Source organism: Streptomyces sp. Z423-1, from assembly GCF_013009255.1.
Taxonomy (GTDB): domain Bacteria; phylum Actinomycetota; class Actinomycetes; order Streptomycetales; family Streptomycetaceae; genus Streptomyces; species Streptomyces gossypiisoli.
Map to the genome: position 1 here is coordinate 3,644,316 of NZ_CP053109.1, position 25,924 is coordinate 3,670,239.

Here is a 25,924-nt window from a genome sequence, read left to right on the forward strand (position 1 = left end):
TTGCCGCCGCTGTAGCCGCTTTTGAGTTCGTCAGACCACCCGCTCAAACCTCCGCAACCGCACGAACGACGACTCCAGCCCCCGCTTCAACGCCCGCGCCACCGGCCGTTCCACGAACCGGTGCACCAGCCAGCTCAGCACCAGGAACCCGGCGACCAGGACCGCGACCAGGAGGCGGGGGTCCATGGTGCCGCGCAGGTGGTGGATGAAGACGATGCCCGCGAGGTAGTGCATGAGGTAGAGCGGGTACGTCAGGCAGCCCGCCGTCACCAGCCACTTCCAGCGGATGCGGTCGGTGTGGCCGAGCGCGATGGCCACCATCAGCAGCATGAACGCGGTGAAGATGACGACCGCGCCGCGCCAGCTGCTGACCTGTTCGTACTCGACCCGCTCCCCCAGCTCCAGCTGCCCCATCAGCCAGGACATCGCGAGGATGCCCCACAGCAGCAGGTCCTGGCCGAAGCGGTGCATGAGGTAGAGGGCGAGACCGGCGATGAAGTACCAGGCGGCGCTCGGGTCGGCGACCAGCGTCAGCAGCGGGAACTTGGAGATCGGCGCCAGCATCGCCGCCGCACCCCAGATACAGCAGAAGACGACGACCCGACGGTACGTCAGGCCCATGGCCACGACGACGAGGAACAACAAATAGAACCGCAGCTCCGACCAGAGCGTCCAGTACACGGGGTCGACGTTCGGAATGTCGGAACCGGCCTGGAGCATCGTCAGGTTGAACAGGATCTCCCGCAGCCGCAGCCGCTCCTGCACACCCGGCAGCAGCACCAGCACGGCCGACGTGAAGAAGACGGCGAACCAGTACGCCGGGTAGAGCCGGATCACGCGCGAGACGAAGAAGTCCTTCGGCGTCCGGCCCCAGCACGACATGCAGATCACAAAGCCGCTGATCACGAAGAAGATCTCGACGCCGATCCAGCCGAAGGAGGCGACCCGGAACACCGTCGGCATGAGCTCCGACACCGGGCGGTCCCAGATGATGTTGCCCGGCTCGTTGGCCCGGCGGGTACCGGCGAAGTGGTGCAGGACGACCATCAGCGCGGCGACGAGGCGGATGCCGTCGACGACGTAGAGCCGCGGACGCCGGGCGGCGCGTGCCGAGGTGGCTGCCTTCGGCGCACCCAGCGGCTGCGGCGGCTGCTCTGCCGCCGCGACCGGCATGGGTATCGACAATCGGCTGCGCACACCCTGCATCAGGAGACCTAGCCATCCTCGGGAGAGACTCGGGGCCCGACGGCCACTGGACAGACGCTTCACGCTACGTCGGCGGCTGCCGTCCCACGGGTCCAGAAAAGAACAATCCCCCCGTGGTCACAGGGAGTTGCCGTAACTCTCGCCAATCCGCCGCACAACGTTCGACCAGTTTTCACTCAGACCGAGCGCAACCGTCTGGATTTTCGAATGCGGCCGGGCACGGCAAAGGGGCCCGTACGACCGAAGTCGTACGGGCCCCTTCAGGAGCTCGCAGCTGGAGCTACCAGGTCACTTACTTGACGATCTTGGTGACCTGGCCGGCGCCCACGGTCCGGCCACCCTCACGGATGGCGAACTTCAGGCCCTCCTCCATGGCGACGGGCTGGATCAGCTCGACGCGCATCTCGGTGTTGTCGCCCGGCATGACCATCTCGGTGCCCTCGGGGAGGTGCACGACACCGGTCACGTCAGTCGTACGGAAGTAGAACTGCGGGCGGTAGTTGTTGAAGAACGGGGTGTGGCGACCACCCTCGTCCTTCGACAGGATGTAGGCCTGGGCCTCGAACTCGGTGTGCGGGGTGACAGAGCCCGGCTTGATGATGCACTGGCCGCGCTCGACGTCCTCGCGCTTGATGCCGCGGAGCAGCAGACCGACGTTCTCACCGGCCTGGCCCTCGTCGAGCAGCTTGCGGAACATCTCGATGCCGGTGACCGTGGTGGAGGTCTTCTCGGTCTTGATGCCGATGATGTCGACGTTCTCGTTGACCTTGAGGACACCACGCTCGATACGGCCGGTGACGACCGTACCGCGACCGGTGATCGTGAAGACGTCCTCGATCGGCATCAGGAACGGCTTGTCGACGTCACGCTCGGGCTGCGGGATGGACTCGTCGACAGCCTTCATCAGGTTGAGGACGGAGTCGACCCACTCCTGCTCGCCCTCCAGGGCCTTGAGCGCGGAGACACGGACGACCGGCAGGTCGTCGCCCGGGAACTCGTACTCGGAGAGCAGCTCACGGACCTCGAGCTCGACGAGCTCCATGATCTCCTCGTCGTCCACCATGTCGGCCTTGTTCAGGGCGACGACGATGTACGGAACGCCGACCTGGCGGGCCAGGAGCACGTGCTCCTTGGTCTGCGGCATCGGGCCGTCGGTGGCGGCGACCACCAGGATCGCGCCGTCCATCTGGGCGGCACCGGTGATCATGTTCTTGATGTAGTCCGCGTGACCCGGGCAGTCGACGTGGGCGTAGTGACGCGCCTCGGTCTGGTACTCGACGTGCGCGATGGAGATGGTGATACCGCGCTGACGCTCTTCCGGCGCCTTGTCGATGTTGTCGAACGGGGTGGCCTCGTTCAGGTCCGGGTACGCGTCGTGCAGCACCTTGGTAATGGCGGCCGTGAGGGTCGTCTTACCGTGGTCGATGTGACCGATGGTGCCGATGTTGACGTGCGGCTTAGTCCGCTCGAACTTCGCCTTCGCCACTGGGGTCCTCCTGTGGAGTGGTTCTGTACGCCTTACTTCATCGGCGCCAGGTGATCTTTGCTGTCAAAACCCGGAACCCGGGGCATTCACCCGGGAATGCGGGGGAATGCCCCGTGAGGCTCCGGAGTCAAGCCTACGGCGTGTGAACGCGGTGCGTTACTCGCCCTTGGCCTTCGCGATGATCTCCTCGGCGACGTTCCGCGGAACCTCGGCGTAGGAGTCGAACTGCATCGAGTAGCTTGCGCGACCCGACGTCTTGCTGCGGAGGTCTCCGACGTAGCCGAACATCTCCGACAGGGGCACGAGGCCCTTCACGACGCGGGCACCGGCCCGCTCCTCCATGGCCTGGATCTGGCCACGGCGGGAGTTGATGTCGCCGATGACGTCACCCATGTAGTCCTCGGGCGTGGTGACCTCGACGGCCATCATCGGCTCGAGGAGCACGGGGGACGCCTTGCGCGCGGCCTCCTTGAAGGCCTGCGAACCGGCGATCTTGAACGCGAGCTCGGAGGAGTCGACCTCGTGGTAGGCACCGTCGAGCAGCGTCACACGCACACCGGTCATCTCGTAACCGGCGAGGATGCCGAACTGCATGGCCTCCTGGCAGCCGGCGTCGACCGAGGGGATGTACTCCTTCGGGATACGACCACCAGTGACCTGGTTGACGAACTCGTAGGAGGCGTCGCCGCCCTCGATGGGCTCGATCGCGATGATGACGCGACCGAACTGACCGGTACCACCCGTCTGCTTCTTGTGGGTGTACTCGACCTTCTCGACGGCCTTGCGGATCGTCTCGCGGTACGCGACCTGCGGCTTGCCGACGTTGGCCTCGACCTTGAACTCACGGCGCATCCGGTCGACCAGCACCTCGAGGTGCAGCTCGCCCATACCGCCGATGATGGTCTGGCCGGTCTCCTCGTCGGAGTGGACCTGGAAGGACGGGTCCTCCTCGGCCAGCCGCTGGATCGCGACGCCGAGCTTCTCCTGGTCGCCCTTCGACTTGGGCTCGATGGCGACCTGGATGACCGGCGCCGGGAAGTCCATGGACTCCAGGATCACCGGGTTCTTGTCGTCGGACAGCGTCTCACCGGTGGTGGTCTGCTTCAGGCCCATCACGGCGACGATGTCGCCGGCGCCCACCGACTCGATCTCCTCACGCTTGTTGGCGTGCATGCGGTAGATCTTGCCGATGCGCTCCTTGCGGCCCTTGACGGAGTTCAGCACGGCGGTGCCGGACTCCAGGCGGCCGGAGTACACGCGGACGAAGGTGAGCTTGCCGAGGTGCGGGTCGCTCATGATCTTGAACGCCAGCGCCGACAGCGGCTCGTCGTCGGACGGCTTGCGCTTGATGACCGTCTCCGGGTCCTTGACGTCGTGGCCCTCGATGGCCTCGATGTCGACCGGGGACGGCAGGTAGCGCACGACCGCGTCGAGCAGGGGCTGAACGCCCTTGTTCTTGAACGCGGTGCCGCAGAACACCGGGGTGACCGTGGTGCCCTGGCCCTTGCCGGAGGCGATGGTGATACGGCGGATCGCCGCGTACAGCTGCTCCTCGGAGGGCTCCTCGCCCTCCAGGTACAGCTCCATCATCTCCTCGTCGTTCTCCGCGACGGCCTCGAGCAGCTTGCCGCGCCACTCCTCGGCGGCCTCGGTGTGCGTGGCCGGGATGTCGACGGTGTCGTACATCTCGCCCTTGGTGGCCTCGGCGGACCACACCAGGGCCTTCATCTTCACCAGGTCGACGACGCCCTTGAAGTCCGCCTCGGCACCGATCGGCAGCTGCATGACCAGCGGCTGCGCGCCCAGGCGGTCGGAGATCATGTCGACACAGCGGTGGAACTCGGCACCGGTGCGGTCGAGCTTGTTCACGAAGCAGATACGCGGAACGCCGTAGCGGTCCGCCTGACGCCACACCGTCTCGGACTGGGGCTCGACGCCGGCAACGCCGTCGAACACCGTCACGGCACCGTCGAGCACACGCAGGGAGCGCTCCACCTCAACGGTGAAGTCGACGTGCCCCGGGGTGTCGATGATGTTGATGGTGTGGTCGACGTTCTCCAGCGGCCAGTGGCAGGTGGTGGCAGCCGAGGTGATCGTGATGCCACGCTCCTGCTCCTGCTCCATCCAGTCCATGGTGGCAGCGCCGTCGTGGACCTCACCGATCTTGTACGAAACACCGGTGTAGAACAGGATCCGCTCGGTGGTGGTCGTCTTGCCCGCGTCGATGTGGGCCATGATGCCGATGTTGCGCACCCTGGCCAGGTCAAGCGAAGTGGTAGCCATAAGGCTTCAGTCTTCTCTCGGTCTCGATGTGGGTAGCGACTACCAGCGGTAGTGCGCGAAGGCCTTGTTGGACTCGGCCATCTTGTGCGTGTCCTCGCGCTTCTTCACAGCGGCACCGAGGCCGTTGGACGCGTCGAGGAGCTCGTTGAGCAGACGCTCGGTCATGGTCTTCTCGCGACGGGCGCGGGAGTAGCCGACCAGCCAGCGCAGCGCCAGGGTGTTGGCACGGCCGGGCTTGACCTCGACCGGGACCTGGTAGGTGGCGCCACCGACACGGCGGGACTTGACCTCGAGGGTCGGCTTGATGTTCTCGAGAGCGCGCTTGAGGGTGATGACCGGGTCGTTGCCGGTCTTCTCGCGCAGGCCCTCCATGGCGCCGTAAACGATCCGCTCGGCAGTCGAGCGCTTGCCGTTCAGCAGCACCTTGTTGATCAGGGAGGTCACCAGGGGGGAGCCGTAAACCGGGTCGATGATGACCGGGCGCTTCGGGGCGGGGCCCTTACGAGGCATTCTTACTTCTCCTTCTTGGCGCCGTAGCGGCTGCGGGCCTGCTTGCGGTTCTTGACACCCTGGGTGTCGAGCGAGCCACGGATGATCTTGTAGCGAACACCCGGCAGGTCCTTCACACGGCCGCCGCGCACGAGCACGATGGAGTGCTCCTGCAGGTTGTGTCCCTCACCCGGAATGTAGGCCGTGACCTCGATCCCGCTGGTCAGACGCACACGCGCGACCTTACGCAGGGCCGAGTTCGGCTTCTTCGGGGTGGTCGTGAACACACGCGTGCAGACGCCACGACGCTGAGGGGAACCCTCGAGTGCGGGCGTCTTGTTCTTCTCGACCTTGTCCTGCCGGCCCTTACGGACCAGCTGCTGGATCGTAGGCACTACTTCTCCGGTTTCTGTGTGCCGATGGGTACAGCTAACCTGGAACGTCGCCGACCCACGCGGTCGGGTGTGTCGAATCCCGCGGACTCCCGCCGCAAGGCAGAAAGAAGCGCAGATTACGGTGGCCGCTCGCGGACTCCCCATGCGGTTGAAGGCACGCACGAAAGCCAGGGCACACCCCAGGCACAAGGTCTGAGCGTACCTACCGCATACGCTGCGGTCAAAACAAATGCCCGGCGCCGACCGGGCCACACCGACCGCGTCACAATCTCCTGTCCGGCCGAACCCGGCCGGACCCCGCCCCCACCGCCTTGCACACATGTGCGACCCTGTGGGGATCTTATGACAGATGTTTCACGATCATCCGGACTGTGATGCCCCGCCCGGGGCCCGGTGATCGGGCCGAGGGGGGACCCACAGTCATGAGTACGGCTGCCAGTTCCGCGGCGACGGATTCCGCCGCGACCGACGACAAGGGCGCACAGCGGCCCCGAAGGGTACGGCGTCCCGGATTGCCGGACGGGCTGCGCCTGAGGGTGCCGGACGGCCTGCGGCCGTACGCCGATCCCCTGCTCCTGTACGGCGCCGCCAAGCTCGTCGGGACCGTCGTCTTCGCCGCCCTGCTGATGGCCTCCGGGAGCTACCGGGAGAAGAACCCCCGCTTCGGCGGCGGCGCGCACTGGTGGGACGTACTCGCGACCTGGGACGGCTGGTGGTACCTCCAGGTCGCCGAGAAGGGGTACGACCCCGGGCCGCTGCGCCGGCTGGATCCCGGCGGCATGTTCACGGTCGAGCAGAACTCCGTCGCGTTCTTCCCCCTCTACCCGGGCCTGATCCGGGGCACCTCGGAGGTGACCGGGCTCGGGCTGTACGGGTCCGGAATCCTCGTCTCGGTGATCGCCTCCTTCGTCGCGGCCGCCGGTATCTACGCCGTGATCTCGCTGCTCGCGGGCGCCCGCGCGGGCACCATCGCCGCCGGGCTGTGGGCGGTGGTGCCCGGCGCGGGTGTCGAGTGGGCGGTGTACTCGGAGTCCGTGTTCGTGGCGATCGCCGCCTGGTGCTGCTACTGCGTGATGAAGGGCCGCTGGGTGGCCGCCGGGCTGCTGGCCTTCGTGGCCGGCCTCAACCGGCCCACGTCCGCCGCGCTCATCGGCGCCGTGGGGCTCGCCGCGCTGGTGACGCTGGCCCGGCGGGAGAGCCGGCGCAAGCACGGGGTGGCGGGGCCGGTCTACGCCATGATCGCCGCGCCGCTCGGCCTGCTCACCTATGTCGTCTGGGTCGGGCTCAGCATGGGCGAGCTGACGGCGTACTTCACGCTCCAGCGCGAGGGGTGGGCGCACTTCTTCGACTTCGGTTCCTACACCCTCGACGTGCTGGCCAACACGGCCATCGGGGAGCACGACTACATCTTCGCGTTCTCCGTCCCCGACCTGCTCGCCGTCCAGCTGGTGCTGGCGCTGCCGTTCCTGATCGCGCTGATGCTGCGCAAGCGGCCGCCGCTGGTGCTGGTCGCCTACACGCTGGCGAGCATCGTCAGCGTCCTGGGCACCCAGCAGATCTTCGGCAACACCCCCCGCTACCTGCTCCCCTGCTTCCCCCTCCTGCTCGCCCCCGCCGCCGCGATGGCCAGGCTCGGATGGCCGACCCTGACGCTCTTCTTCGCGATCGCGGCACCGGCGTCGGGCTGGTACGCGCACTACGTGCTGTTCGAACTGGGAGTCCCGTAGGCGCCACCCTCGCCCGCGTGGCGAGTTGACTCGTACGAAGACAAGCAGCTCGCCGACCACGAGGAGCGCATCGCCTCGCCGGTGAACAGACGCCGAGGGGCGGCCCCCCGAAAGGGACCGCCCCTCGACTCGAGCGACTCGCTTACTGGTTGTACGGACCGTAGTCGTAGTCCTCCAGCGGCACGGCCTGGCCGGAGCCCGTACCGAACGGCGAGTAGTCGATGTCGTCGTAGCCCACGGCCGAGTACATCGCGGCCTTGGCCTCCTCGGTCGGCTCGACCCGGATGTTGCGGTAGCGGGACAGACCCGTACCGGCCGGGATGAGCTTACCGATGATGACGTTCTCCTTGAGGCCGATCAGGGAGTCGGACTTGGCGTTGATCGCCGCGTCCGTGAGGACCCTGGTCGTCTCCTGGAAGGACGCCGCCGACAGCCAGGACTCGGTCGCCAGCGAGGCCTTGGTGATACCCATGAGCTGCGGACGACCGGAGGCCGGGTGACCGCCCTCCTGGACCACACGACGGTTCTCGTGCTCGAAGCGCGAGCGCTCGACCAGCTCACCGGGCAGCAGCTCGGCGTCGCCGGACTCGATGATCGTCACACGGCGGAGCATCTGCCGGATGATGATCTCGATGTGCTTGTCGTGGATCGACACACCCTGCGAGTTGTACACCTTCTGGACCTCGCCGACCAGGTGGACCTGGACGGCACGCTGACCCAGGATGCGCAGCACGTCGTGCGGGTTGGTGGCACCCACGGTGAGCTTCTGGCCCACCTCGACGTGCTCGCCCTCGCTGACCAGGAGCCGGGCACGCTTCGAGATCGGGTACGCCGTCTCGTCGCTGCCGTCGTCCGGGGTGACGACGATCTTCTTGGTCTTCTCGGTCTCCTCGATCCGGACGCGGCCGGTGGCCTCGGAGATCGGGGCGACACCCTTCGGGGTACGGGCCTCGAAGAGCTCGACGACACGCGGCAGACCCTGGGTGATGTCGTCACCGGCCACACCACCGGTGTGGAAGGTACGCATCGTCAGCTGGGTACCGGGCTCACCGATGGACTGGGCGGCGATGATGCCGACCGCCTCACCGATGTCGACCAGCTTGCCGGTGGCCAGCGAGCGGCCGTAGCACATGGCGCAGGTGCCGACGGCGGACTCGCAGGTCAGGACCGAGCGGGTCTTGACCTCGGAGACCCCGTGCAGGATCAGCTCGTCGATGAGCACGTCGCCCAGGTCGGTACCGGCCGGGGCCAGCACCTTGCCGTCCACGACGATGTCCTCGGCGAGGCAGCGGGCGTACACGGACGTCTCGACGTCCTCCGCCTTCAGCAGCGCACCGTCGGCGCCCCGCGTGGCGATGTTCAGCCGCAGACCACGGTCGGTGCCGCAGTCCTCCTCGCGGATGATGACGTCCTGCGAGACGTCGACCAGACGACGGGTGAGGTAACCCGAGTCGGCGGTACGCAGAGCGGTGTCCGCCAGACCCTTACGGGCACCGTGCGTGGAGATGAAGTACTCCAGCACGGACAGGCCCTCACGGAAGGACGCCTTGATCGGACGCGGGATGGTCTCGTTCTTCGCGTTCGACACCAGACCACGCATACCGGCAATCTGACGCATCTGCATCATGTTGCCTCGTGCACCCGAGTTCACCATCATGAAGATCGGGTTGGTCTTCGGGAAGTTGTCGTTCATCGCCTCGGCGACCTCGTTGGTCGCCTTGGTCCAGATCGCGATGAGCTCCTGCGTGCGCTCGTCCTTGGTGATCAGACCGCGCTCGTACTGCTTCTGGACCTTCTCGTCCTGCGCCTCGTACCCGGCGACGATCGCCTTCTTCGCGTCGGGGACGACGACGTCGGAGATGGCGACGGTGACGCCGGAACGGGTGGCCCAGTAGAAGCCGGCCGCCTTCAGGTTGTCGAGCGTGGCCGCCACGATGACCTTCGGGTAGCGCTCGGCCAGGTCGTTGACGATCTGGGAGAGCTGCTTCTTGCCGACCTCGTAGTCGACGAACGGGTAGTCCTCGGGCAGCAGCTCGTTGAAGAGCGCACGGCCCAGCGTGGTCTTCAGCGTGAAGCTGTCACCCTGCTGCCACTCCGGCTCGCCCTCCTCACGGACCGGCGGCACCCAGCCACGCGGCGGGATGGTGCCCACCGGGAAGCGGATGTCGACCCGCGCCTGCAGCGACAGCTCGCCGGCGTCGAACGCCATGATCGCCTCGGCGACCGAGGAGAACGGACGGTCGGCGCCCTTGATGGCGCGGCCCTCGTCGTCCGTGGTGAGGAAGTACAGGCCCAGCACCATGTCCTGGGTCGGCATCGTCACCGGACGGCCGTCGGCCGGCTTGAGGATGTTGTTCGAGGACAGCATCAGGATGCGGGCCTCGGCCTGCGCCTCCGCGGACAGCGGCAGGTGCACGGCCATCTGGTCACCGTCGAAGTCCGCGTTGAACGCGGTGCACACGAGCGGGTGGATCTGGATGGCCTTGCCCTCGACCAGCTGCGGCTCGAAGGCCTGGATGCCGAGGCGGTGCAGGGTGGGCGCACGGTTCAGCAGCACCGGGTGCTCGGCGATGACCTCTTCGAGGACGTCGTACACGACGGTGCGGCCGCGCTCCACCATGCGCTTGGCGCTCTTGATGTTCTGCGCGTGGTTCAGGTCGACCAGGCGCTTCATCACGAACGGCTTGAACAGCTCCAGCGCCATCGCCTTCGGCAGACCGCACTGGTGCAGCTTCAGCTGCGGACCGACGACGATCACGGAACGCGCGGAGTAGTCCACACGCTTACCGAGCAGGTTCTGGCGGAAGCGGCCCTGCTTGCCCTTCAGCATGTCGCTGAGGGACTTCAGCGGGCGGTTGCCCGGACCGGTGACCGGACGGCCACGGCGGCCGTTGTCGAACAGCGCGTCGACGGCCTCCTGAAGCATGCGCTTCTCGTTGTTCACGATGATCTCGGGCGCGCCGAGGTCGAGAAGCCGCTTCAGTCGGTTGTTCCGGTTGATCACACGGCGGTACAGGTCGTTCAGGTCGGAGGTCGCGAAGCGGCCACCGTCCAGCTGCACCATCGGACGCAGGTCCGGCGGGATCACCGGGACGCAGTCGAGGACCATGCCCTTGGGGCTGTTGGACGTCTGCAGGAACGCGGAGACGACCTTCAGCCGCTTCAGGGCGCGGGTCTTCTTCTGGCCCTTGCCGGTGCGGATGATCTCGCGGAGGCGCTCGGCCTCCTCGTCCAGGTCGAAGGACTCCAGACGCTTCTGCAGCGCCGCGGCACCCATCGAACCGTCGAAGTACGTGCCGAAGCGGTCACGCAGCTCGCGGTAGAGCAGCTCGTCGCCCTCCAGGTCCTGGACCTTGAGGTTCTTGAACCGGTTCCACACCTCGTCGAGACGGTCGATCTCGCGCTGCGCACGGTCGCGCAGCTGCTTCATCTCCCGCTCGGCGCCCTCGCGCACCTTGCGGCGCACGTCGGACTTGGCGCCCTCGGCCTCCAACTCGGCCAGGTCGGCCTCGAGCTTCTTGGCGCGGGCCTCCAGGTCGGCGTCCCGGCGCTGCTCGATCTGCTGGCGCTCGACGGAGACATGCGCCTCCAGCGAGGGCAGGTCGCGCGTACGGCGCTCCTCGTCCACGTACGTGATCATGTACGCGGCGAAGTAGATGACCTTCTCCAGGTCCTTCGGGGCGAGGTCGAGCAGGTAGCCCAGCCGCGACGGGACGCCCTTGAAGTACCAGATGTGCGTGACGGGCGCGGCCAGCTCGATGTGGCCCATCCGCTCACGGCGCACCTTGGCGCGCGTGACCTCGACGCCACAGCGCTCGCAGATGATGCCCTTGAAGCGGACGCGCTTGTACTTGCCGCAGTAGCACTCCCAGTCCCGGGTCGGACCGAAGATCTTCTCGCAGAAGAGTCCGTCCTTCTCGGGCTTGAGGGTGCGGTAGTTGATGGTCTCGGGCTTCTTGACCTCGCCGTGGCTCCACTGACGGATGTCGTCAGCGGTGGCCAGGCCGATCCGGAGCTCGTCGAAGAAGTTGACGTCGAGCACTATGCGTCAATCCCTCTCAGGGTCGTAAGTCTTGGGGTCTGAAACGGGGTCCCGGGGTCGGCGGGCCTTCTGTTGCTGTTCTGTTTGTTCAGCTTTTTCAGAAGGCCCACCGGACTCCGTCAGACCTCTTCGACGCTGCTCGGCTCACGCCGGGACAGGTCGATGCCGAGCTCCTCCGCAGCGCGGAAGACGTCCTCGTCGGTGTCACGCATCTCGATGGACATACCGTCGCTGGACAGCACCTCCACGTTCAGGCACAGGGACTGCATCTCCTTGATGAGCACCTTGAAGGACTCGGGGATGCCGGGTTCGGGGATGTTCTCGCCCTTGACGATGGCCTCGTAGACCTTCACGCGGCCGGTGACGTCGTCGGACTTGATGGTCAGCAGCTCCTGGAGGGCGTAGGCGGCGCCGTACGCCTCGAGTGCCCACACCTCCATCTCGCCGAACCGCTGGCCACCGAACTGGGCCTTACCACCCAGCGGCTGCTGGGTGATCATCGAGTACGGACCGGTCGAACGGGCGTGCAGCTTGTCGTCGACCAGGTGGTGCAGCTTCAGGATGTACATGTAGCCGACCGAGATCGGGTCCGGGAACGGCTCACCGCTACGGCCGTCGAACAGCCGCGCCTTGCCGGACGGGAGCACCATGCGCTCGCCGTCGCGGTTCGGGATGGTGTGCTGCAGCAGACCCGCGAGCTCGTCCTCACGCGCACCGTCGAAGACCGGGGTGGCGACGTTGGTGCCGGGCTCGACCTGGTCGGCGCCGATGGCCTGCAGGCGCTGCGCCCACTCGTCGGCGAGGCCGGAGACGTCCCAGCCGCGGCTGGCGAGCCAGCCGAGGTGGATCTCCAGAACCTGTCCCGGGTTCATTCGGGACGGCACACCCAGCGGGTTGAGGATGATGTCGACCGGGGTGCCGTCCTCCAGGAACGGCATGTCCTCGATCGGCAGGATCTTCGAAATGACACCCTTGTTGCCGTGGCGGCCGGCGAGCTTGTCACCGTCGGTGATCTTGCGCTTCTGCGCGACGTAGACGCGGACCAGCTGGTTCACGCCCGGCGGCAGCTCGTCGCCCTCCTCGCGGTCGAAGACGCGCACGCCGATGACCTTGCCGGTCTCGCCGTGCGGCACCTTCAGCGAGGTGTCACGGACCTCACGGGCCTTCTCGCCGAAGATCGCGCGCAGCAGGCGCTCCTCGGGCGTCAGCTCGGTCTCGCCCTTGGGCGTGACCTTGCCGACGAGGATGTCACCGGCGATGACCTCGGCACCGATGCGGATGATGCCGCGCTCGTCGAGGTCGGCGAGGACCTCCTCGGAGACGTTCGGGATGTCCCGGGTGATCTCCTCGGGGCCGAGCTTGGTGTCACGGGCGTCGACCTCGTGCTCCTCGATGTGGATCGAGGAGAGGACGTCGTCCTGCACGAGGCGCTGCGACAGGATGATCGCGTCCTCGTAGTTGTGACCCTCCCACGGCATGAACGCGACCAGCAGGTTCTTGCCCAGCGCCATCTCGCCCTGCTGGGTGGCCGGACCGTCGGCGAGGACCTGGCCCTCGACGACCCGGTCGCCCTCGACGACGATGACCTTCTGGTTGACCGAGGTGCCCTGGTTGGAGCGGGCGAACTTGGCCAGCCGGTACGTGATGTACGTGCCGTCGTCGTTGGCGGTGGTGATGTAGTCCGCGGAGACCTCCTGGACCACACCGGCCTTCTCGGCCTTGACCACGTCGCCGGCGTCGACCGCGGAGCGGTACTCCATGCCGGTGCCGACGAGCGGGGACTCCGCCTGGATCAGCGGCACGGCCTGGCGCATCATGTTCGCGCCCATGAGGGCACGGTTGGCGTCGTCGTGCTCCAGGAACGGGATCATGGCGGTCGCGACCGACACCATCTGGCGCGGCGAGACGTCCATGTAGTCCACGTCCTCGGGGGCGACGTAGTCGACCTCACCGCCACGGCGGCGGACCAGGACGCGGGCCTCGGCGAACCGGAGTTCGTCGGTCAGCGGCGCGTTGGCCTGCGCGATGACGAAGCGGTCCTCCTCGTCGGCGGTCAGGTAGTTCACCTCGTCGGTGACCTGGCCGTCGTTCACCTTGCGGTACGGGGTCTCGACGAAACCGAACGCGTTGACCCGGCCGTAGGTGGCAAGCGAGCCGATCAGACCGATGTTCGGGCCTTCCGGCGTCTCGATCGGGCACATGCGGCCGTAGTGCGAGGGGTGCACGTCACGGACCTCGAAGCCGGCCCGCTCACGGGACAGACCACCCGGGCCGAGCGCGTTGAGACGACGCTTGTGCGTCAGGCCCGACAGCGGGTTGTTCTGGTCCATGAACTGGGACAGCTGGCTGGTGCCGAAGAACTCCTTGATGGAGGCGACGACCGGCCGGATGTTGATCAGGGTCTGCGGCGTGATCGCCTCGACGTCCTGGGTGGTCATGCGCTCGCGCACGACGCGCTCCATACGGGCGAGACCCGTACGGACCTGGTTCTGGATCAGCTCGCCGACGCTGCGGATACGGCGGTTGCCGAAGTGGTCGATGTCGTCGGTCTCGACCATGATCGAGCGACCGGAGTCGCCGACCGTCTCGGTCTCACCGGCATGCAGCTTCACCAGGTACTTGATCGTCGCGATGATGTCCTCGACGGTCAGGACGCCCGCGTCCAGCGGCGTGTCCGTACCCAGCTTCTTGTTGACCTTGTAGCGGCCGACCTTGGCGAGGTCGTAGCGCTTGTGGTTGAAGTACAGGTTCTCCAGCAGCGTCTGCGCGGCCTCACGCGTGGGGGGCTCGCCCGGACGCAGCTTGCGGTAGATGTCGAGCAGCGCGTCGTCCTGGCCCTGGGTGTGGTCCTTCTCCAGGGTGGCGCGCATCGACTCGTACTCGCCGAACTCCTCGAGGATCTGCTCGGTCGTCCAGCCGAGCGCCTTCAGGAGGACGGTGACGGACTGCTTGCGCTTGCGGTCGATGCGGACACCGACCATGTCGCGCTTGTCGATCTCCATCTCCAGCCAGGCACCCCGGGACGGGATGATCTTGGCGGAGAAGATGTCCTTGTCGGACGTCTTGTCGATCGTGGAGTCGAAGTAGACACCCGGCGAGCGCACCAGCTGCGAGACGACGACACGCTCGGTGCCGTTGATGACGAAGGTGCCCTTGTTCGTCATGAGCGGGAAGTCGCCCATGAAGACCGTCTGGGACTTGATCTCACCGGTCTCGTTGTTGGTGAACTCGGCGGTGACGAAGAGCGGAGCCGCGTAGGTGAAGTCACGCTCCTTGCACTCGTCGATCGAGTTCTTCGGCGGCTCGAAGCGGTGATCGCGGAAGGTCAGCGACATCGACCCGCTGAAGTCCTCGATCGGGGAGATCTCCTCGAAGATCTCCTCGAGCCCGGACTTGGTGGGGACATCCTGACCGTTGTCCAGAGCCTCCTCGACACGAGCCTTCCACGCGTCGTTGCCGAGCAGCCAGTCGAAGCTCTCGGTTTGCAGCGCAAGAAGGTTCGGAACCTCGAGGGGCTCCTTGATCTTTGCAAAGGAGATGCGCAGCGGGGCGGTGCTGGCGCCGTTGTTCATATTCGCGGTCGAGGCAGTGCGCGAGGCGGCCAAGAGGGGGTCCTTCCGAGGGCTCGGACTCACTACGCGCGTACCGGCCCCTCACCGATACACAGAGACAGATAGTCCCAGGTCAGGGACGGTCCGATCGTCGGTGCTCAAGCGAGGGCATGCCCCTGGTGACGGGCAGGGGACAGCTAACAGGCAGCGCAAAGGGTCAGTGTAGCCACTTGGCACACTGATGTCCAGTGCGGGTTTTCGAAGAACCTCGATGCCCTCGTTGTTCTCAACCCCTGCGACAAGGCCACGCCCTCAACGCCACGTTGATACTGCCCTCTTCGTCGTCGATCCATGCCTCGGATTCGGATCCTTGTGACGACGCGTCCTGAGAATTGCGCGCTGCGTGCAGTTCGTCAAGGCCCCCTTGCCCAAGCCGAGGTGCTGCGCTCGTCACGTTCAGCCTGCCCCCGGGGTGCTGAGAGGCACGACGAAGATCACCTTACTCCTCGCGACCGCGGGTGCAAGGCAGCCGCCGCCGGACCCCCAGAACGCCGAAGAGCGACCACCCGGATGGATGATCGCTCTTCGGTGCGTTCGCGTTACAGCCCTACGGGGCTGTACTCAGCGCGCGGAGAGGTCGGCCTTACTTGACCTCGACGGAGGCGCCGGCGCCCTCGAGGGCCTCCTTGGCCTTGTCCGCGGCGTCCTTGGCGACCTTCTCCAGGACGGGCTTCGGGGCGCCGTCCACCAGGTCCTTGGCCTCCTTCAGGCCGAGGGAGGTCAGCTCGCGCACGACCTTGATGACCTGGATCTTCTTGTCACCGGCGCCGGTGAGGACGACGTCGAACTCGTCCTTCTCCGGCTCGGCCTCGGCGGCAGCGCCACCGGCGGCACCACCGGCGACGACGACCGGGGCGGCCGCGGCGGCGGTGACGTCGAACTTCTCCTCGAACGCCTTCACGAACTCGGAGAGCTGGATCAGGGTCATCGACTCGAACTCGGCGAGCAGTTCTTCCTGGGTGAGAGCCACGATGGCTTTCCTTCCACTAAATCGGCTGGTGCCGGGATGTACATGACTGGCGGGCGTACGTTCGGCCCGCTACGACCGTTGCCTGCGGCGGGAGGCCTCAGGCAGCGATCATGATGCGAGCCGAATTACTCGGCACCGCCCTGCTCTTCCTGCTTGGCGCGCAGCGCGTCCACGGTGCGGACGAGCTTCGACGGCAGCGCCTGGAAGACGGAGGCAGCCTGGGACTGCTTCGCCTTGAAGGCACCGGCCAGCTTGCTGAGCAGAACCTCGCGGGACTCGAGGTCCGCAAGCTTCTTGATCTCATCGGCGGACAGCGCCTTGCCGTCAAGGACACCGCCCTTGATGATGAGGTTCGGGTTGTCCTTGGCGAAGTCACGAAGACCCTTCGCCGACTCCACCGGGTCACCGGTGACGAAGGCGACGGCCGTCGGACCAGCGAAGAGCTGGTCGTCCAGCGTGATCCCGGCCTCGTTGGCCGCAATCTTGGTCAGCGTGTTCTTCACCACGGCGTACTGGGCGTTCTCACCGAGCGAACGGCGCAGCGTCTTGAGCTGCGCCACGGTGAGACCGCGGTACTCGGTCAGCACGGCGGCGTTGGAGCTGCGGAACTTGTCCGTCAGCTCGGCAACCGCGGCAGCCTTGTCGGGCCTCGCCATAGAGCCTCGGCCTCCTTCCGGGTGATTCGGACCGCGCGGACCCGAAGGAGGACTGGGGAAAACGAAACGCCCCGGCGCAGGCGCACGGGGCGGACTCGACCGGCCGTGCATGCGTTGACGCACGTACTCCGGGAGCACTTCCACTGTCACCTGCGCGGGTCGTCCGCAGTTCAGCGGATCCTTCGGCCACCGCACCCTCGTACGAGCGCGCGGCAACGACCAGCGGTCTTTGGCTTCTGAAGGACGGTACCTGACCGGATCGCTGTCAAGCAAATCCGGTCAGAGGCCGTCGACGGAGGGACAGCGGCAGGGCTACGGCGGCGGGGTGCGGCTCAGACGCCCGAGCTCTCCGAGCTGCCCTCGTCGTCGGGCATCCCCTCCAGCCCCTTCAGCATCTCGAAGAGGTCGAAGGTCTCGCCGGCCGGCGGCACCTCGACCTCGGCCTTGGCGCCGTAGTCGGAGAACTTCATGCTCATGTCGACGTTGCCCTGGGGGGTCTTCATGCCGACGTCCATCCGGACCGGCAGGTCGTCCTCGTTGACCCAGACCTCGGTGTCGTAGCCCTTGATGCCGGACTTCTCGATGTTCTCCAGGAGCTGCTCGCGCTCCTTGGGCTTGAGCAGGTCCAGGCCCTCGTTGGTCTCCAGTACCTCCTTGACGGTGAGCGTGCCCTTGTAGTGCTCGGTCTCGACGCCGTCGATCTTCTCGCTGCCGACGTGCTTGAGGTTGGGCGACTCCAGGAGCAGGGCCAGCTGCTCGGCCGGGTTCTGGTTCATGTTCTCCAGGCCGGAGGTCATCTCCTTGGCGACCGCCTCGTCCCCGGAGGCCTTGGCGGCGGCCGCGAGGTCCAGCTTCATCCAGCGCTTGCCGTCCATGTCCTTGGCGGACTCGGCACCCATGTCCATGTACATGACGTTGTCACGCCAGATCATGCGGACCTGCTCCGGGGCGCCCGGCTCGGTGGCGAGCATGGAGCCCTTCATGGTCATGTCCATGACGATCGGGTCCCAGCCCATCACGCCGGTCATGGTCGCCTCGCCGCCGCCGTCCATCGCGTCCGGCATCGACATGGTCATCTCGACCTTGGCGGACTTGGCCTCGGCGGTCTTCTCATAAGCGGCGGTCAGAACCTGCTGAACGGTCCGCTCGGAGCCGGACGCGCCGTCGCTCTTCTCGGCGCCGCAGCCGACGGCCCCGCCGGCCAGTACGAGAGCCGCTGTCCCGGCGAGCGTCGCCCCACCGCGCGTGCGTACGGAAAGCCCCATCGATCCCCCCAAGGAACACAAGGAACAGATTGTCGAATACATGAAAACGCTGTGAGCTTAACCCAGCGGGTCGCTCCGACTCCCGAGAATTCCCGCCCTCCCCTGCAACGGCTCGGTCACGTCCTGGACAACCGGCCGGAAACGGGGACGGGCCCCGCACCCTGGAAGGGATGCGGGGCCCGTGACCGACTTCAGCGAGCCATGAGGGCTCAGACCGCGGCCGGGTCCTCCTCGACGAGGAGGTTGCGGGTGCGGTTCGGGTCGACCGGGATGCCGGGGCCCATCGTGGTGGTGATGGCGGCCTTCTTGATGTAGCGACCCTTGGCGGCGGACGGCTTCAGACGGAGGATCTCCTCCAGCGCGGCGCCGTAGTTCTCCACCAGCTTGGTGTCGTCGAACGACGTCTTGCCGATGATGAAGTGCAGGTTCGAGTGCTTGTCGACGCGGAACTCGATCTTGCCACCCTTGATGTCGTTGACAGCCTTGGTGACGTCGGGGGTCACGGTGCCGGTCTTCGGGTTCGGCATCAGACCACGGGGACCGAGCACACGGCCGAGGCGGCCGACCTTGCCCATGAGGTCCGGGGTGGCGACGACGGCGTCGAAGTCCAGACGCCCCTTCGACACCTCGTCGATCAGCTCGTCGGCGCCGACGATGTCGGCGCCCGCGGCACGCGCGGCCTCGGCACGGTCGCCGGTCGCGAAGACCAGGACCCGGGCGGTCTTACCGGTGCCGTGCGGAAGGTTCACGGTGCCACGGACCATCTGGTCGGCCTTGCGCGGGTCGACACCCAGACGGAAGGCGACCTCGACGGTGCCGTCGAACTTGGTCGTGGAGGTCTCCTTGGCGAGACGGACGGCCTCGAGCGGGGCGTACAGCTTTTCCCGGTCGACCTTGGCGTCCGCAGCGCGGAGAGACTTGCTGCGCTTGCTCACTACTGCTCCTGGGGATTCTTAGGAGTCGTGGTCCGGGCCGAGCAGGCCCTGCCACTACTGCTGCTGGGAGGTTGGGGCTCAGCCCTCGACCGTGACGCCCATGGAACGGGCGGTGCCGGCGATGATCTTCTCGGCGGCGTCCAGGTCGTTGGCGTTGAGGTCGGGCATCTTGGTGGTGGCGATCTCGCGGACCTGCTCGCGGGTGATCTTCGCGACCTTGGTCTTGTGCGGCTCGCCGGAGCCCTTCTCCACGCCCGCGGCCTTGAGGATCATCTTGGCGGCCGGCGGGGTCTTGGTCACGAAGGTGAAGGAGCGGTCCTCGTAGACCGTGATCTCCACCGGGATGACCCAGCCACGCTGCGACTCGGTCGCGGCGTTGTAGGCCTTGCAGAACTCCATGATGTTGACGCCGTGCTGACCCAGCGCGGGGCCGACCGGCGGGGCCGGGTTGGCGGCACCGGCCTGGATCTGGAGCTTGATGAGCCCCGTGACCTTCTTCTTCTTGGGAGGCATAGCTCTCCGGGTCCTTTCGATTCGGGTCTACCCTCCGCCGAGTCGCGTCTCAGCAGAAGGCATACCGCACAACGATAACGGGTATAGATGCGCGGCCAAAAACCGAGCAGGTCAGGCGGACGCTCGAGCGTTCGCCTGACCTGCTCGGAAGCGGTACGTCCAGAAGGCGCTAGTTCTTCTGGATCTGGTCGAACGACAGCTCGACCGGCGTCTCCCGGCCGAAGATCTCCACCAGGCCCTTGACCTTCTTGGAGTCGGGGTTGATCTCGTTGATCGTCGCCTGCAGCGTGGCGAACGGGCCGTCGGTGACGGTGACCGAGTCGCCCACCTCGAAGTCCAGCACCTGGACCTCGACCTTGCGCTGCGGCGCCGGCTTGCCCTCGGCCTCGGCGGCCTCGCGGGCGGCCTTCTCCTCCGCCTCCGGGGCGAGCATCTTGACGATCTCGTCCAGGGTCAGCGGGTACGGGTCGTAGGCGTTGCCGACGAAGCCGGTGACGCCGGGGGTGTTGCGGACGACGCCCCAGGACTCGTTCGTCAGGTCCATGCGGACCAGGACGTAGCCCGGGAGCTTGTTCTGCTTGATGGTCTTGCGGTCGCCGTTCTTGATCTGGACGACCTCTTCCTGCGGCACCTCGGCCTGGAAGATGTAGTCCTCGACGTTCAGCGAGACGGCGCGCTGCTCCAGGTTGGTCTTCACGCGGTTCTCGTAACCGGCGTAGGTGTGGATCACGTACCACTCGCCGGGCAGGGTCCGCAGTTCCTCGCGGAGCTTCTCGACGGGGTCGAGCTCGGCCTCGGGCTCGGCCTCCTCCGCGGGCTCCTCGTCGACGTGCACGGCGGCTTCCTCCGCGGGCTCACCCGCGGCGGCGTCGGCAGCCTCGGCCTCGTCCAGGTCCTCGTCCGCACCCTCGACGATGTCGAGCTCGTCTTCCACGGACTCGACCGGCTCGATGGCGTCGTTCACGTTCGGGTCAGACACGGTGGCTGCTTCTTCCTGGATCATGGGGGTGGAACACGCGAAAGGGGCGCCGGGTCCCGGCGCCCTTCGCTCTTGGCTCAGCCGAAGACGTACTTGGCGGCGTGGTCGAGCCCATAGTCAATCACGGTCACCAGTCCGATCATGACGACGACAAAGATGATCACGACGGTCGTGTATCGCGTCAGCTGCGTACGCGTAGGCCAGACGACCTTGCGGAGCTCCGCGACGATCTGCCGGTAGAAGAGGGCAAGACGCTTCAGCGGGCCCTTCTTGGCACGCTTGCCGCCCTTGCGGGTCTTCTTCTGGGACTCCGGTGCCTCGCCCTGAGCGTCAGGCGTGTCGATGGAGCCCACGGCGTCCGTCATTCGTCCTCACCTGATCCCGGGTCGTGGCCGTGCCGCGCCCGGTCTGAGCCGCACGGTGGGTGCATTGCTGTACGTACCTGCGCACACATCCTGGCGGTGTGTGGAGCAGGGCCGGAGGGACTTGAACCCCCAACCGCCGGTTTTGGAGACCGGTGCTCTACCAATTGAGCTACGACCCTTTGTGTGTCCCCCAACGTACCGCATCCAACCGGGTGCTCGGTGTGCACCGGTCGAGTGCGGGCTCGATGAAGGCCAACGAGGTGAGAGTGTACGTGGTCCTGAGCCGGTCGTCGAACAGAAAAGGCCCGTGAGGCCTGCGCCCCGGGCAGATCGCCGCCTTCTCGGCCCCGGACCGGCCGAAGATCACCCAGGCCACCCGATGTATCCGGACTGTTGTTCAGCGGTTTGCCCTGAGCTGTTCAGTCCGTGAAACCTGTGTGCCGGGCCGGTTTCCGGTCTGGAACGATGGCCTCATGAGCGCTGCAACCCCACCCACCGAGCGCCGGGTCTCGGCCCGCATCGGCGCGATCTCCGAGTCCGCCACCCTCGCCGTGGACGCCAAGGCCAAGGCCCTGAAGGCCGCCGGGCGTCCGGTGATCGGATTCGGCGCCGGCGAGCCCGACTTCCCGACCCCGAACTACATCGTCGAGGCCGCGATCGAGGCCTGCAAGAACCCCAAGTACCACCGATACACCCCGGCCGGCGGCCTGCCCGAGCTGAAGGCCGCGATCGCCGTGAAGACGCTGCGCGACTCCGGTTACGAGGTCGACGCGTCGCAGATCCTGGTCACCAACGGCGGCAAGCAGGCCATCTACGAGGCCTTCGCCGCGATCCTCGACCCGGGCGACGAGGTCATCGTCCCGGCCCCGTACTGGACGACGTACCCGGAGTCGATCCGCCTGGCCGGCGGTGTCCCGGTCGAGGTCGTCGCCGACGAGACGACCGGCTACCGGGTCAGCGTGGAGCAGCTGGAGGCCGCCCGCACGGAGCGGACGAAGGTCGTCCTGTTCGTCTCCCCGTCCAACCCGACCGGCGCGGTCTACTCCGAGGCCGAGACGGAGGCCATCGGCCGCTGGGCCGTCGAGCACGGCCTGTGGGTGCTCACCGACGAGATCTACGAGCACCTGGTGTACGGCGACGCCTCGGCCGTGTCGATGCCGGCCGTCCTGCCGGAGCTGCGCGACAAGTGCATCGTGGTCAACGGTGTCGCGAAGACGTACGCCATGACCGGCTGGCGGGTGGGCTGGATCATCGGCCCGAAGGACGTCGTGAAGGCCGCCACGAACCTCCAGTCGCACGCCACGTCGAACGTCTCGAACGTCGCCCAGATGGCCGCGCTGGCCGCCGTCTCCGGCGACCTGGGCGCCGTGGCGACGATGCGCGAGGCCTTCGACCGCCGCCGCCGCACGATCGTCCGGATGCTCAACGACATCGACGGCGTGGTCTGCCCCGAGCCCGAGGGCGCCTTCTACGCGTACCCGTCGGTGAAGGCCCTGCTCGGCAAGGAGATCCGCGGCAAGCGCCCGCAGAACACCGTCGAGCTGGCCGCGCTGATCCTGGAGGAGGTCGAGGTCGCGGTCGTCCCGGGCGAGGCCTTCGGCACGCCGGGCTATCTGCGGCTGTCGTACGCCCTGGGCGACGAGGACCTCGTCGAGGGCGTGAGCCGTATCCAGAAGCTGCTGGCGGAGGCGCGTGACTGACGTTCCACCACGTCGACATGGAGCACGCGCGCGTGCACGGGCCGTTTCCCTGCGGGGAGGCGGCCCGCTTCCGTTTCTTCGTGCGAGCAAGACCACGAACGGGGAAAGCGCTACCGGGACGAGCAGGCCGTACGGCAGGATCCTGGGATGGAACGTGTACGTGATGTCTCCGACCTCCCGAAGGCCCATCTGCACCTGCACTTCACCGGCTCGATGCGGCCGGGCACCCTGCTGGAGCTGGCCGACAAGTACGGCGTACGGCTGCCCGACGCGCTGACCGAGGCCCTGGTCAGCGGGGAGCCGCCGAGACTGCGGGCGACGGACGAGCGGGGCTGGTTCCGCTTCCAGCGGCTGTACGACGCCGCGCGCTCGTGCCTGAGGCAGCCGGAGGACATCCAGCGGCTGGTGCGAGAGGCGGCCGAGGAGGACCTGAGGGACGGCTCGGGCTGGCTGGAGATCCAGGTCGACCCGACGTCGTACGCCCCGCGTCTGGGCGGCCTGATCGCGGCGCTGGAGATCATCCTGGACGCGGTGGACTCGGCGGTGCGGGAGACCGGGCTCGGGATGCGCGTCCTGGTCGCCGCGAACCGTATGAAGCACCCGCTGGACGCGCGCACGCTGGCCCGTCTGGCCACCCGGTACGCCGACCGCGGCGTGGTCGGCTTCGGCCTCTCCAACGACGAGCGGCGCGGCATGGCCCGCGACTTCGACCGCGCCTTCGCCATCGCCCGCGACGGCGGCCTGCTGTCCGCCCCGCACGGCGGCGAACTGACCGGTCCCGCCTCGGTCCGCGACTGCCTGGACGACCTGCACGCCGACCGGGTGGGCCACGGCGTGCGCGCGGCGGAGGACCCGCGCCTGCTCAAGCGCCTGGCCGACCGGGGCGTCACCTGCGAGGTGTGCCCGGCGTCGAACGTGGCCCTCGGCGTCTACGAGAAGCCCGAGGACGTCCCCCTGCGCACGCTCTTCGAGGCCGGCGTCCCGATGGCCCTGGGGGCGGACGACCCGCTCCTGTTCGGCTCCCGTCTGGCGGCCCAGTACGAGATCGCCCGCGATCACCACGCCTTCACGGACGCGGAACTGGCCGAGCTGGCCCGCCAGTCGGTGCGGGCTTCGGCGGCGCCGGAGGAGACGAAGGCGAGGCTGCTGGCGGGGGTGGACGCCTGGCTGACGTCCAGCGAGCCCGCGAGCCGATACACCTAGAGGCCGACGCCGACTAGAGGCTGACGCCGACCGTCACCGGCTCGTTGACCAGGGTGATTCCGAAGGCGTCACGCACCCCGGCGACGACCTCGCGGGCCAGCGCCAGCAGGTCCTCCGTGGTCGCCTCGCCGCGGTTGGTGAGCGCGAGGGTGTGCTTGGTGGAGATCCGGGCGGGCCCGGTGCCGTACCCCTTGCCGAATCCCGCCTTGTCGATCAGCCAGGCGGCGGAGGTCTTGGTGTGCCCGTCCCCGGCCGGGTACGCCGGCGGCTCCACGCCCTCGCCGAGCCGCTCCCGCACGCGCGCGTGGAACGTGGCGAACTGGGCGTCCGTGAGGATCGGGTTGGTGAAGAAGGACCCGGCGGACCAGGTGTCGTGGTCCTCGGGGTCGAGCACCATGCCCTTCCCGGCGCGCAGCTTCAGCACGGTGTCACGGGCGTCGCCGAGCGGTACCCGGTCGCCGGGTTCGACCCCGAGCGCGCGGGCCGTCTCGGCGTACCGGATGGGCCCTGACAGCCCGCCCGCGTCCTCCAGCGCGAAGCGGACGCGCAGGACGACGTACCGCTCAGGGTCGGCCTTGAAGCGGCTGTGGCGGTACGAGAAACCGCACTCGGCGTTCGTCAGGGTGACCGTCTCGCCCGCCGTGCGGTCGTAGGCGATCACCTCGGTGATGGTGGAGGAGACCTCCTGGCCGTACGCCCCCACGTTCTGGATCGGCGTCGCTCCCGCCGACCCCGGGATCCCGGCCAGGCACTCGACACCGGCCAGCCCGGCCTCCACGGTGCGCGCGACGGCGTCCGTCCACACCTCACCGGCGGCCAGTTCCAGCCGCGTACCGACCAGCTCGACACCGCGGGTGGCGATGCGCAGGGCGGTCCCGTCGAACCCCTTGTCGCCGATGACCAGGTTCGAACCACCGCCGATGACCAGCAACGGCGTCCCGGCGGCATCGGCCTCCCGCACGACGTCGACGACCTCGGCGTCGGTCGTCGCGGTCACCAGCCGGGTCGCGGGACCGCCCAGCCGGAACGTGGTCAACGGGGCGAGGGGAGCGTCGTGGAGTACCTGCACGGGCCCAAGAGTACGAGACGGCACTGACAGGCTCGGGGGCGCACGCGCGTGTGCGCCAGTCGCGGCATCGGTAAGGGGCGCCCGCCAAGGCGAACGCCCCTTACCTACCCGCACAGCTCAGGCCAGCCGGACAACCGCCCGGGACATCCCCAGGACCTTCTGTCCGGCGCTCGTCGCCGTGAGGTCCACGCGGACGGTGTTGTCGTCGAGCTTGGCGGCCACCTTGCCGCTGACCTCGATCCTGGCCCCCTGGTCGTCGTTCGGGACCACGACGGGCTTCGTGAAGCGGACGCCGTACTCGACGACCGCGCCCGGGTCCCCGGCCCAGTCGGTGACCACGCGGATCGCCTCGGCCATGGTGAACATGCCGTGCGCGATGACGTCCGGCAGGCCCACCTCCTTGGCGAACTTCTCGTTCCAGTGGATCGGATTGAAGTCCCCGGAGGCGCCCGCGTACTGGACGAGCGTGGCACGGGTCACGGGGAAGGTCTGGGCGGGCAGCTCGGTGCCGACCTCGACGTCGGCGTACGCGATCTTTGCCGTCATCTGCTCACGCCTCCTCGGCCGCGCGGGCCACCAGCTTGGTCCAGGCGGTCACGACGTGCTCACCGGACTCGTCGTGCACCTCGCCGCGGACGTCCAGGATGTCGTTCCCGGCCATGGACTTGATGGCCTCGATGGTCGAGGTGACCGTGAGCCGGTCACCGGCGCCCACCGGGCGGCTGTAGGCGAACTTCTGGTCGCCGTGCACGACGCGGCTGTAGTCCAGGCCGAGCTGCGGGTCGTCGACGACCTGCCGCGCCGCCTTGAAGGTGATGGCGAACACGAAGGTGGGCGGGGCGATCACGTCGGGGTGGCCGAGGGCCTTGGCGGCTTCCGGGTCCGTGTAGGCCGGGTTGGCGTCCCCTACCGCCTCCGCGAACTCACGGATCTTCTCCCGGCCCACCTCGTAGGGGTCGGTGGGCGGGTAGCTCCGCCCCACGAAGGACTGGTCGAGCGCCATGGCTCGGTACCTCCTGGTTTCTGCTCT

20 protein-coding genes and 1 tRNA gene are annotated in these 25,924 nt (G+C 67.4%); 3 read left to right on the forward strand and 18 right to left on the reverse strand.

All coding sequences use genetic code 11. From position 1 onward, the window contains the following. Positions 1–30 precede the first annotated feature (30 nt). From HJD23_RS16285 to rpsL, 5 genes are all read right to left on the reverse strand, one after another. Complete coding sequence (locus tag HJD23_RS16285) at positions 31–1,185, reverse strand: acyltransferase (protein WP_240980728.1); 1,155 nt, start codon at positions 1,183–1,185, stop codon at positions 31–33. 313 nt (positions 1,186–1,498) lie between these two features. Then, complete coding sequence (gene tuf, locus HJD23_RS16290) at positions 1,499–2,692, reverse strand: elongation factor Tu (RefSeq protein ID WP_171114328.1); 1,194 nt, start codon at positions 2,690–2,692, stop codon at positions 1,499–1,501. 156 nt (positions 2,693–2,848) lie between these two features. Further along, positions 2,849–4,975 carry an elongation factor G gene (gene fusA / locus HJD23_RS16295; protein WP_171114327.1) on the reverse strand — a complete coding sequence of 709 codons (2,127 nt, stop codon included), beginning with the start codon at positions 4,973–4,975 and terminating at the stop codon, positions 2,849–2,851. Positions 4,976–5,014: 39 nt separating this feature from the next. Next, positions 5,015–5,485 (reverse strand): 30S ribosomal protein S7, encoded by a 471-nt coding sequence (rpsG, locus tag HJD23_RS16300; RefSeq protein WP_003998848.1) that lies wholly within the window; start codon positions 5,483–5,485, stop codon positions 5,015–5,017. Between the two features lie 2 nt (positions 5,486–5,487). Further along, the gene (gene rpsL / locus HJD23_RS16305) at positions 5,488–5,859 is read right to left on the reverse strand and encodes a 30S ribosomal protein S12 (protein ID WP_003948652.1); all 372 of its coding nucleotides are present in this window, start codon (positions 5,857–5,859) and stop codon (positions 5,488–5,490) included. A gap of 422 nt (positions 5,860–6,281) precedes the next feature. Between rpsL and HJD23_RS16310 the strand changes: the two genes are divergently transcribed. Then, positions 6,282–7,586, forward strand: a complete 1,305-nt coding sequence (locus HJD23_RS16310; RefSeq protein WP_171114326.1) for a glycosyltransferase family 39 protein — start codon at positions 6,282–6,284, stop codon at positions 7,584–7,586. 142 nt (positions 7,587–7,728) lie between these two features. Here the strand turns inward: HJD23_RS16310 and HJD23_RS16315 are convergent, their stop codons facing one another. The 10 genes from HJD23_RS16315 to HJD23_RS16360 form a co-directional block, all read right to left on the reverse strand. Then, complete coding sequence (locus HJD23_RS16315) at positions 7,729–11,628, reverse strand: DNA-directed RNA polymerase subunit beta' (RefSeq protein ID WP_171114325.1); 3,900 nt, start codon at positions 11,626–11,628, stop codon at positions 7,729–7,731. Positions 11,629–11,747: 119 nt separating this feature from the next. Then, a complete protein-coding gene (gene rpoB / locus HJD23_RS16320) occupies positions 11,748–15,233 on the reverse strand; it encodes a DNA-directed RNA polymerase subunit beta (RefSeq protein WP_171114324.1) in 3,486 nt (1,161 codons plus the stop codon). Between the two features lie 589 nt (positions 15,234–15,822). Next, entirely contained in the window at positions 15,823–16,212 is a 390-nt protein-coding gene (rplL, locus tag HJD23_RS16325; RefSeq protein ID WP_171118801.1) for a 50S ribosomal protein L7/L12, read from the reverse strand. Between the two features lie 122 nt (positions 16,213–16,334). Next, positions 16,335–16,865, reverse strand: coding sequence for a 50S ribosomal protein L10 (gene rplJ / locus HJD23_RS16330; protein WP_171114323.1), 531 nt, complete (start codon positions 16,863–16,865; stop codon positions 16,335–16,337). A 332-nt stretch (positions 16,866–17,197) separates the two neighbouring features. Continuing rightward, on the reverse strand, positions 17,198–18,130 hold the full coding sequence (locus HJD23_RS16335; protein WP_171114322.1) for a hypothetical protein: 933 nt from the start codon (positions 18,128–18,130) through the stop codon (positions 17,198–17,200). Positions 18,131–18,339: 209 nt separating this feature from the next. Next, positions 18,340–19,065 carry a 50S ribosomal protein L1 gene (rplA, locus tag HJD23_RS16340; protein ID WP_171114321.1) on the reverse strand — a complete coding sequence of 242 codons (726 nt, stop codon included), beginning with the start codon at positions 19,063–19,065 and terminating at the stop codon, positions 18,340–18,342. A 78-nt stretch (positions 19,066–19,143) separates the two neighbouring features. Then, complete coding sequence (gene rplK / locus HJD23_RS16345) at positions 19,144–19,578, reverse strand: 50S ribosomal protein L11 (RefSeq protein WP_073940577.1); 435 nt, start codon at positions 19,576–19,578, stop codon at positions 19,144–19,146. Between the two features lie 169 nt (positions 19,579–19,747). Further along, a complete protein-coding gene (nusG, locus tag HJD23_RS16350; protein ID WP_171114320.1) occupies positions 19,748–20,557 on the reverse strand; it encodes a transcription termination/antitermination protein NusG in 810 nt (269 codons plus the stop codon). Positions 20,558–20,634: 77 nt separating this feature from the next. After that, a complete protein-coding gene (gene secE / locus HJD23_RS16355; RefSeq protein ID WP_171114319.1) occupies positions 20,635–20,922 on the reverse strand; it encodes a preprotein translocase subunit SecE in 288 nt (95 codons plus the stop codon). 106 nt (positions 20,923–21,028) lie between these two features. Then, positions 21,029–21,101, reverse strand: a tRNA-Trp gene (locus tag HJD23_RS16360). 294 nt (positions 21,102–21,395) lie between these two features. Between HJD23_RS16360 and HJD23_RS16365 the strand changes: the two genes are divergently transcribed. Both HJD23_RS16365 and HJD23_RS16370 read left to right on the forward strand, forming a co-directional pair. Further along, a complete protein-coding gene (locus HJD23_RS16365; protein WP_171114318.1) occupies positions 21,396–22,622 on the forward strand; it encodes a pyridoxal phosphate-dependent aminotransferase in 1,227 nt (408 codons plus the stop codon). A 147-nt stretch (positions 22,623–22,769) separates the two neighbouring features. After that, a complete protein-coding gene (locus tag HJD23_RS16370; RefSeq protein ID WP_171114317.1) occupies positions 22,770–23,825 on the forward strand; it encodes an adenosine deaminase in 1,056 nt (351 codons plus the stop codon). 13 nt (positions 23,826–23,838) lie between these two features. Here the strand turns inward: HJD23_RS16370 and HJD23_RS16375 are convergent, their stop codons facing one another. The 3 genes from HJD23_RS16375 to HJD23_RS16385 all read right to left on the reverse strand — a co-directional run bounded on the left by HJD23_RS16375 (position 23,839) and on the right by HJD23_RS16385 (position 25,897). Beyond that, positions 23,839–24,894, reverse strand: coding sequence for a UDP-N-acetylmuramate dehydrogenase (locus tag HJD23_RS16375; protein ID WP_171114316.1), 1,056 nt, complete (start codon positions 24,892–24,894; stop codon positions 23,839–23,841). A 117-nt stretch (positions 24,895–25,011) separates the two neighbouring features. Then, positions 25,012–25,440, reverse strand: a complete 429-nt coding sequence (locus tag HJD23_RS16380) for a MaoC family dehydratase (RefSeq protein WP_171114315.1) — start codon at positions 25,438–25,440, stop codon at positions 25,012–25,014. Between the two features lie 4 nt (positions 25,441–25,444). Beyond that, positions 25,445–25,897, reverse strand: a complete 453-nt coding sequence (locus tag HJD23_RS16385; RefSeq protein WP_171114314.1) for a MaoC family dehydratase N-terminal domain-containing protein — start codon at positions 25,895–25,897, stop codon at positions 25,445–25,447. Positions 25,898–25,924: the final 27 nt, after the last annotated feature.

Coding starts and splice junctions, on each gene's coding strand:
- fusA (WP_171114327.1), bottom strand. CDS start 4,975: ATGGCTACCACTTCGCTTGACCTGGCCAGGGTGCGCAACATCGGCATC.
- rpsG (WP_003998848.1), bottom strand. CDS start 5,485: ATGCCTCGTAAGGGCCCCGCCCCGAAGCGCCCGGTCATCATCGACCCG.
- HJD23_RS16310 (WP_171114326.1), top strand. CDS start 6,282: ATGAGTACGGCTGCCAGTTCCGCGGCGACGGATTCCGCCGCGACCGAC.
- rplJ (WP_171114323.1), bottom strand. CDS start 16,865: ATGGCGAGGCCCGACAAGGCTGCCGCGGTTGCCGAGCTGACGGACAAG.
- HJD23_RS16335 (WP_171114322.1), bottom strand. CDS start 18,130: ATGGGGCTTTCCGTACGCACGCGCGGTGGGGCGACGCTCGCCGGGACA.
- rplK (WP_073940577.1), bottom strand. CDS start 19,578: ATGCCTCCCAAGAAGAAGAAGGTCACGGGGCTCATCAAGCTCCAGATC.
- secE (WP_171114319.1), bottom strand. CDS start 20,922: ATGACGGACGCCGTGGGCTCCATCGACACGCCTGACGCTCAGGGCGAG.
- HJD23_RS16365 (WP_171114318.1), top strand. CDS start 21,396: ATGAGCGCTGCAACCCCACCCACCGAGCGCCGGGTCTCGGCCCGCATC.
- HJD23_RS16370 (WP_171114317.1), top strand. CDS start 22,770: ATGGAACGTGTACGTGATGTCTCCGACCTCCCGAAGGCCCATCTGCAC.
- HJD23_RS16380 (WP_171114315.1), bottom strand. CDS start 25,440: ATGACGGCAAAGATCGCGTACGCCGACGTCGAGGTCGGCACCGAGCTG.
- HJD23_RS16385 (WP_171114314.1), bottom strand. CDS start 25,897: ATGGCGCTCGACCAGTCCTTCGTGGGGCGGAGCTACCCGCCCACCGAC.